5 protein-coding genes are annotated in these 7971 nt (G+C 69.6%); 4 read left to right on the forward strand and 1 reads right to left on the reverse strand.

Features of this window, described 5'->3' with window-relative positions:
- Positions 1 to 678 (forward strand): DUF4139 domain-containing protein (locus VF794_RS05700; RefSeq protein WP_331108162.1); only part of this gene is annotated, 678 nt, incomplete at its 5' end.
- On the opposite strand, the gene VF794_RS05705 is transcribed toward VF794_RS05700, so the two are convergent.
- On the reverse strand, positions 675 to 1226 hold the full coding sequence (locus VF794_RS05705; RefSeq protein WP_331108163.1) for a DUF2378 family protein: 552 nt from the start codon (positions 1224 to 1226) through the stop codon (positions 675 to 677). The two genes, VF794_RS05700 and VF794_RS05705, sit on opposite strands and share 4 nt — an antisense overlap.
- A 259-nt stretch (positions 1227 to 1485) precedes the next feature.
- Here VF794_RS05705 and VF794_RS05710 point away from each other — a divergent pair, with 259 nt between their 5' ends.
- The 3 genes from VF794_RS05710 to VF794_RS05720 form a co-directional block, all read left to right on the forward strand.
- Positions 1486 to 4062: a choice-of-anchor A family protein gene (locus tag VF794_RS05710; protein WP_331108164.1), complete on the forward strand. Its 2577-nt coding sequence runs from the start codon at positions 1486 to 1488 to the stop codon at positions 4060 to 4062.
- A gap of 185 nt (positions 4063 to 4247) precedes the next feature.
- The gene (locus VF794_RS05715; protein ID WP_414640875.1) at positions 4248 to 4709 is read left to right on the forward strand and encodes a response regulator; all 462 of its coding nucleotides are present in this window, start codon (positions 4248 to 4250) and stop codon (positions 4707 to 4709) included.
- Positions 4706 to 7971 (forward strand): protein kinase domain-containing protein (locus VF794_RS05720; RefSeq protein WP_331108166.1); only part of this gene is annotated, 3266 nt, incomplete at its 3' end. The genes VF794_RS05715 and VF794_RS05720, both read left to right, overlap by 4 nt.

Here is a 7971-nt window from a genome sequence, read left to right on the forward strand (position 1 = left end):
GAGGTCATCCAGACCACGGGCGAGGGGGGCACCAGCCAGACGGAGGCCATGCCGGGCCTGGACGACGGAGGCGAGGCGCTGACGCTGCGGGCGCGGCACCGGGCCACCGTGCCGGGTGACGGAGCCCCGCACCGCGTGCCGCTGTTCCAGTTCACCGTGCCGGCGACGTCCGAGCTCATCGGCTACCCGGAGCACTCGCCGCTGGTGCACCGGGTGGCGCGCTTCGACAACCGGGGGCCCTCGGTGCTGCTGGCCGGCCCGGTGGACCTGGTGCGCTCCAGTGGCTACGTGGGCCGCTCCCAGCTCAAGTTCGCGGGCATGGGCGAGCGGCTCAAGCTGGGCTTCGGCAGCGAGGACACCCTGCGCATCGCCCGCGTGATGGACGAGAAGCACGACACCCAGCGGATTACCGGCCGGCGCACCCGGACGCAGCAGGTGAAGCTGTTCCTCTCCAACACGGGCAACCACCCCGAGAAGGTGGTCATCGAGGAGCGCATGCCCGTCTCCGAGGTGGAGGCCGTGGAGGTGAAGCTGCTCCAGGAGCAGACGAAGCCCGCCCCCGCCAAGGTGAGCGAGGACGGCATCGTGCGCTTCGAGCTGGCCGCTCCGCCGCGCACCCAGCAGGAGCTGGCCTTCGCCTACTCGGTGGCCAGCTCCGCCAAGGTGGCCGGGCTCTAGGCCTTTCCTTCCCAGGACACCCGGTAGGTGACGCTGGCGTCGTCGAAGTGGTGCAGCGCCACCTGCACGTCCGGCGTCCCCGCGCCGCGCAGCCCGGCCAGCAAGACGCCCTGCATGAAGTAGCGCAGCGGACCGGGCTCGTTCATCCACAGGTCCAACTCGCGCGGGCCCACCTCGGTGAGGCGCGCCTCGGTGTAGTTGTTGGCCGAACGGAGGTTCTTCTGCATCCGCCCCAGCGTCCGCTGAGGCCCAAGCAGCCGCAGCAACCCGAACATGGCGCTACCCATCGTCGTCTCCAGGTAGCCGTCCACCATTCGCTCGCCCACCCTGCGCAGCGCCAGGTCTCGTGGCTCGCCCGGGTACAACGTCTCGGCCGCCAGCGCGACGCACTGGAACCAGGTCTCCAGCGGGTAGGCCGGTAGCAGGGGACGCTCCAGGTCCAACCCCGCCTGTCGCAGCTGCTCCTTCAGCCCGGGCGGTATCCGCCCCGAAAGCCCCCGCCGGAAGAGTCCCTCCACCGTGTGTGCGAAAACGAGCCGTTCGCTCATGGGGGCCATTCCTGCGCCGGGTGCACTGCCCGGTCAAGCTCTCTCGTGCCGCGAACCGAGTGTCCCGCGCTTCGATGGCCTTTGTCTTCTCGATGGCCAGACTCCACGTTGCAATAGCATCCTCACTCCAAGTAAGAGCTGGGTTCACTGACAGGTGGTAGATCGCAAGTAGCCGCGAGTCTGAAATGGAGGGGGAATCATGAGCGTATTGGAACAAGGCAAGGGTGCGAATGGCCGGAGTTGTAAGGCAAGACATGGAATGAGGGCGCTGACCCTCATCGTGCTGACGGCCTGCACGGGCACGGTGGAAGACGAGATACCGTCGCACCTGTCGGAGGCGCTGAGCGGAACCTGCGAAGTCCAGCCGCCCTTCACTCCCAACTTCGAGCCAGAGCTGGAGTGGCAGTGGACCGGCAGCGCGATCCTGCCCGAGTACAACCACGTGATCATGACCCCGGTCGTCGTGGACGTGAACGGGGATGGCGTCTCCGACATCGTCTTCAATACAAGCAAGCACACGGGCAGCGGCTTCATCAGCGAGCCCGGCGTCATGCGGGCCATCCAGGGGAACAGTGGGCAGGATCTCTGGACCGTGAATGTGCCGGAGTTGCAGGTTCGTGCGGGGGCGCAGATCGCGGCCGGAGACATCGACGGGGATGGCAAGGTGGAGCTTTGCACTGTTCCCGCCAACGGCCAGGGCATCATCTGCTTCGAGCACGATGGCGCCTTCAAGTTCCGCAGCCCCGGCGCCACGAATGTCTGGGGTGGCCCCTCCCTGGCGGATCTGGACGGTGACGGCCTGGTGGAGATCCTCAACGGCAATCACGTCTACAGCAACACCGGGACTCTCAAGTGGGTGGGCTCCGATGGCATGGCGGGAATCCCCGCATTTGGTGGCGTGGGCCCCATCTCCTTCGCAGCGGACCTGGATGGAGACGGCAAACAGGAGGTCATCAACGACCGCGCCGTGTACCGGGCTGACGGGACACTCAAGTGCGTCAACACACAGATTGGTCACGGCCTGGCGGGCGTGGGCAACTTCGATTCGGACCCCCAGGGGGAGATCGTCGTCGTGTGGTCGGGCCGTGTCTCCCTGCTCGATGACAATTGTACGCTGCTGTGGACGACCCTCCACCCAGGGGGCGGAAACGGTGGCGCCCCCAACATCGCGGACTTCGACAACGATGGGCAGCCCGAGATCGGGGTGGCTGGCGCGAGCCGCTACGCGGTCTTCGAGGCGAATGGCACCCTCAAATGGTCCGGTCAGACCCGCGACAGCTCCTCGAACGTGACCGGCTCCTCCACCTTCGATTTCGAGGGAGACGGCAAGGCGGAGGTCGTCTATGCGGACGAAATCCGGCTGCGGATCTACGACGGCGCTACCGGCACGGTGCGCTTCGAGGTGCCGCACAGCTCCTGCACGGCGTACGAGAACCCGGTCGTGGCGGATGTCGATGGAGACAACAACGCCGAGATTGTCGTGGCGGAGAACAGCCTGTGCAGCTCGATTGGGGTCGGGCCGTACAAAGGCATCCGCGTGTTCCGAGACAAGCACGACGGTTGGGTGAACACCCGCCCCATCTGGAACCAGCACGCCTACTCCGTCACCAACGTCAACGAGGATGGCACCATCCCGTCCAATCCGGCGAGCAACTGGCTCGTCTCGGGCCTCAACACCTTCCGCTCCAACAGCCAGGGCACCGGCACCACCAGCCCCTTCGCCTCGGCGGATCTCGTGGCCTCGGAGGTGGCGGCCTCGTGTGATGGGACAACGCGCAACCTCGTGCTGAGCGCGCGGGTGACCAACCAAGGTGCCGCCGCTGCCTCCGCGGGCTTCAAGGTGGCTTTCTTCCGGGGCAATCCGGCCTCCGGCGGCACACTGCTGGGCATCACCCCCCTTTCGGACGTGCTCCCCGCGGGCTCCAGCGCCCTGGCCCGGCTCGTACTGAACCCGGCCCCCGGCGGCACCGCCGAGGTCTTCGTCGTGGCGGACCATGGCCCCGGCACCGGCCAGGAGTTGGAGTGCCGCGAGGACAACAACACCGCCTCGGCGCAGGTAGACCTCGCATGCTCCGACTGCATCCAGGTCCGCCTGAACGACTACAACCTCTTCGTGCTCGAGAACTACACTCAGGGCCACGACGTTCAGGGCAAGGTCGCGGCGGGTGGCGACATCACCCTGTCAGACTTTTCGGTGGGCTGGGCGCTGCCGGAGAGCGACACCGCCCGGGTGCTGGTGGCGGGCGGCAACCTGACGCTCAGCCGCGGTGGCATTTGGGGTGATGCCTGGTACGGGGGCAATTCCACCGCCAACGAGTCCGTGACGTTCTTCCGGGGCAGCGCGGCACAGGGCACACCCATCCACTTCGCCGCCCGAGGCGCCCAACTGCGCGGCCTGTCCTCCCAACTGGCCGCTCTGACGGCCAACGGCACGACGACGGTCGAGTCCTGGGGCGGTATCATGCTGAGCGGCACGGATCCGGAGGTGAACGTCTTCCGGGTGAACGCCAGTGCGTTCACCGGTGCCACGTTGCTGTCCATCCAAGCACCGGCGGGTTCCCTGGCCGTGGTCAACATCCAGGGTGCCACGGCCACGTTCGCCAACTTCGGTCACTCCTTCAGCGGCGGCATCGACCAACACGGCGTGCTCTACAATTTCGTGGATGCCACGGCCATCAACGCCACCCACTATGGCTTCTGGGGGACGGTGCTGGCGCCCCACGCGAATGTCACCTTCAACAATGGAAGCTGGGATGGTGGCCTCTACGCCTTGTCCCTGACAGGCAACGCCGAGGGCCACATCAACCCGCTGGAAGACCGCGACATCTGCCAGTAACGGCCGTGCGTCTGGACGTCCCCTGGCCCTCTGCTCAAGAGGGCTGGGGGAAGGTATCTGTACCCCGGCCTCCCACCCGGATCTTCACGTCGCTGGCCGAGGTGGTCAGGCCGGAGCACCTTGCTGCGCTCCCGCCCCCTCTGTCCAATGCGCCCGGTTGCTGCGAGAATGGAACGTGGCCCCCTATGACGGACGCAGCCCGAAAGTTCCCCCCGACCGAAACACCCGAGTCCGCTGACGCGAGTTTCAAACCCGGGACGCAACGAGTCCTCGTGGTGGACGACTACGACGACGCCCGGGAGATGTACGCCGAGTACCTCGAGTTCCTCGGCTACCAGGTGCAGACGGCCCGCGATGGACAGGAGGCGCTCCAGTACGCCCGAGCGGAGCATCCGGACATCATCCTCATGGACCTGTCGCTGCCCGTGCTCAGCGGGTGGGAGGCCACCCGACAGCTCAAGCAGGACGAGCGCACCCGCCACATCCCCGTGATGGCGCTCACCGGCCACGTCATGGCCATGCACTCGGAGAAGGCCAGGGAGGTGGGTTGTGATGCCTTCGTGGCCAAGCCCGCACTCCCGGATGCGGTGGCCGACCAGATTCGTGCCCTGCTCGAGAAGGCGGGAGGCAAGACGCGGCCCCGGTGAGCTCCAGGGCCAACGCCCGCCAGGAGGGTTGGCAACCTCCGCCGGAATTCGACGAGTACCGGCTGCTGCGTCCCCTGGGGCGCGGGCGCACCGGACGCGTCTACCTCGCCCAGGACACGCTGCTCGACCGCATCGTGGCGGTGAAGTTCATCCCCGCCATCGATAACGAGGTCCTGGCACGCTTCCTCATCGAGGCGCGTGCCACCGCCCGCATCCAGCACCCCAACGTCGCCAGCCTCTACCGCGCGGGGCAGTTCGAGGGCCAGCCCTACCTCGTCTCCGAGTACGTCCGCGGCATCACCCTGGATCGGCTGCCCAGACCCCAGCCTGGGGATCGCGTCCTGGACATCGGCATCGACCTGACGCGCGGGCTCGCCGCCGCGCACCGCCGCAACGTCCTCCACCGGGATCTCAAGCCCGGCAATGCCATCCTCGACGAGTCCGGCGAGGTGAAGCTGCTGGACTTCGGTCTGGCCAAGCTGCTCGACGTACCGTCCGAGGCTCCCGATACGGCCCCGGACGCCGCCCCCGACGAGAGCCCCGCCCCCCCGGACGTCGAGCTGCCCTCGCTCACCCACGGCTCCCTGGTGGGGACGCCCTACTTCATGTCCCCCGAGTCCTGGCGTGGAGAGCCGGCGTCGGCCCGCTCGGACCTCTACTCCCTGGGAGTGGTGCTCTACGAGCTCGCCGCGGGTCGGGGCCCCTTCCGCCACGTCCCCCTCCCGGAGCTGGCCCGGACCCTCCAGGAGCGGGATGCGCGCCCGCTGCGCGAAGCCGCCCCGGAGGTGGAGGCACGTTTCGCGGCGGTGGTGGACCGCTGTCTGCGCCGGGAGCCCACCGAGCGCTACGCCTCCGCCGACGAGCTGCTGGAGGCGCTGGAGGACTTGAAGGCCGGCGACACCGCCGCGCCCGTCCCCGAGGGCAACCCCTACCGGGGCCTTCAGTCCTTCCAGGAGGAGCACCGGGCCCTCTTCTTCGGCCGCCGGCAGGAGGTGCGCGCCGTGGTGGAGCGGCTGCGCGCCAGCCCCTTCGTCCTCGTCACCGGCGACTCCGGCGTGGGCAAGTCCTCCCTGTGCTCGGCCGGAGTGCTGCCCCTGGTGGTGGAGGGAGCGCTGGAGGATGGCTTCCAATGGAGCGTGGCGCGCATGGTGCCCGGCCGCCGCCCCGTGACCGGCCTCGCCCTCGCGCTCGCCCCCCACGTCCCGCTGGAAGAGGCCCGCATCGAACAGCTCGCCCGCGCCGAGCCCACCACGTTGATGCGCGCCCTGCGGGCCGCCCTCGGCGGGAACTCACGCCGGGGCGTTGTCCTCCATGTGGACCAGCTCGAGGAGCTCACCACCTTGAGCGAGCCGGCGGAGGCGACACACCTCGCGGAGCTGATGGGATTGCTCGCCTCGGGTGTACCGGGGGTGCGCCTGCTGGCCACGGCCCGGAGCGACTTCCTCACCCGACTCGGCGTCCTGCCCGGCCTGGGCGAGGCGCTCGCGCGCGCCCTCTACCTGCTGCGTCCCCTGGGTCGCGCCGAGGTGCGCGAGGTGGTGACGGGTCCCGCCCGCGTCAAGGGGACTCGCTTCGAGTCGGAGGCCCTCATCGACACGCTGGTGGAGTCCACCCTGCGCGCCGAGGGCAGTCTGCCGCTGCTCCAGTTCACCCTCGCGGAGCTGTGGGAGGCGCGCGACCGGGCCCGGGGCATCATCCCCACCACGGCACTGGAGGCGCTCGGCGGAGTGAATGGCGCGCTCGCCCGGTACGCGGATGGGGTCATCGACCAGCTGCTGCCGGATCAGCAGCGGGCGGCGCGGCGGCTGCTCATGCGGCTCGTCACGGTGGACGGGACGCGCGCCCGCCGCTCCGAGGCCGAGCTGCCCGGCCACGAGCCGGCCTCACGGGCCGCACTGGAGGCGCTCGTCCACGCGCGCCTGGTGGTGGCCCGCCGCTCCGAGGAGGGCACCACCTTCGACATCGCCCACGAGGCGCTGCTCACCGGCTGGGCCCGGCTCGCGCAGTGGCTGGCCGAGGCCAACGAGGCACGTCAGCTCCATGCCCGGCTGGAGCAGGCCGCCGCCGAGTGGGAGCGGCTGGGGCGCCCGCGCGAGGCGCTGTGGGGCACCCGCCACCTGACCGAGGTGCATCCGCTGTCCCCGGAGGGACTCTCGGTGCGCGAGACCGCCTTCCTCGAGGCCTCGCGCCGGGCCGTGAGCCGCGGCCGGCTGCGCACGCGCGCGCTCGCCGTGGGCTTCATCGCCTCGCTGGCCCTGGTGTACGCCGGCCTGCGGGTGAACGGCTGGTACACCCTGGAGCGCGAGGTGCGCGCGCAGCTCGGCGAGGCCCGCTCCCTCCTGGAGAACGCCCGCGAGCGGCACCACGCGCTGGAGCGGGCGCGAACGGAGGCCTTCGCCCTCTTCGACACGGGCGAGCTGAAGAAGGCCCAGCCCCGCTGGGTCGCGGCGCTCCGGCTCCAGGCCGAGACGGAGCGGGCCTACACCCGCGCCACCGACTCGCTGGAGAAGGCGCTGGTGCTCGACCCGAGCCGCGAAGAGGTCCGGTCCGCCTTCGCGGACGTGCTCGCCGAACGCGTGCGGCTCGCCGAGCGCGCCTTCCGCACCGCTGAACGCGACGAGTTGCTGCACCGCCTGCGCCTCTATGACACCACCGGCGAGCGCCTGGCGCGCTGGGAGGCGCCCATGCGGCTGAACCTGCGCACCTCGCCCCCCGGGGCCACCGTCTCCCTGGCGCGCTACGCGCAGACGGAGGAAGGCCCGCGAGTGCTCGCACCCGCCCCTTCCCCCGGCAGCACCCCGCTGGAGGGGCTCTCGTTGGAGCGCGGCACCTGGCTGTTGGAGCTGAATGCCCCTGGACGGGCCCCGGTGCGCTACCCGCTGCGTGCCGAGCCAGGGACCGAGCACACCCTGGAGTTGTCCCTGCCGGAGGCCTCCCGCGTTCCCGAGGGCTTCGTCCATGTGCCACGTGGCACCTTCCTCTTCGGCACCGCCGCGGACGAGGACATCCGCCAATTCTTCGACACGGTGCCGCTGCACGAGGTGGAGACGGGGCCCTACTTCATCTCCCGCACCGAGGTGACGTACGGCGAATACCTGGCCTGGCTGAAGACGCTGCCCCCCAAGGAGCGGGCACGCCGCACGCCCCATGACGCCTCCGTGTCCACGGTGAGCACCGCGGTGGGGGTGAAGCAGCTCGCGGACGGGCGCTGGCACCTGCGCATCCAGCCCAACACGGAGGTGTACGAGGCGCGCGAGGGCGA

Source organism: Archangium sp. (assembly GCF_036389735.1).
Taxonomy (GTDB): Bacteria; Myxococcota; Myxococcia; order Myxococcales; family Myxococcaceae; genus Archangium.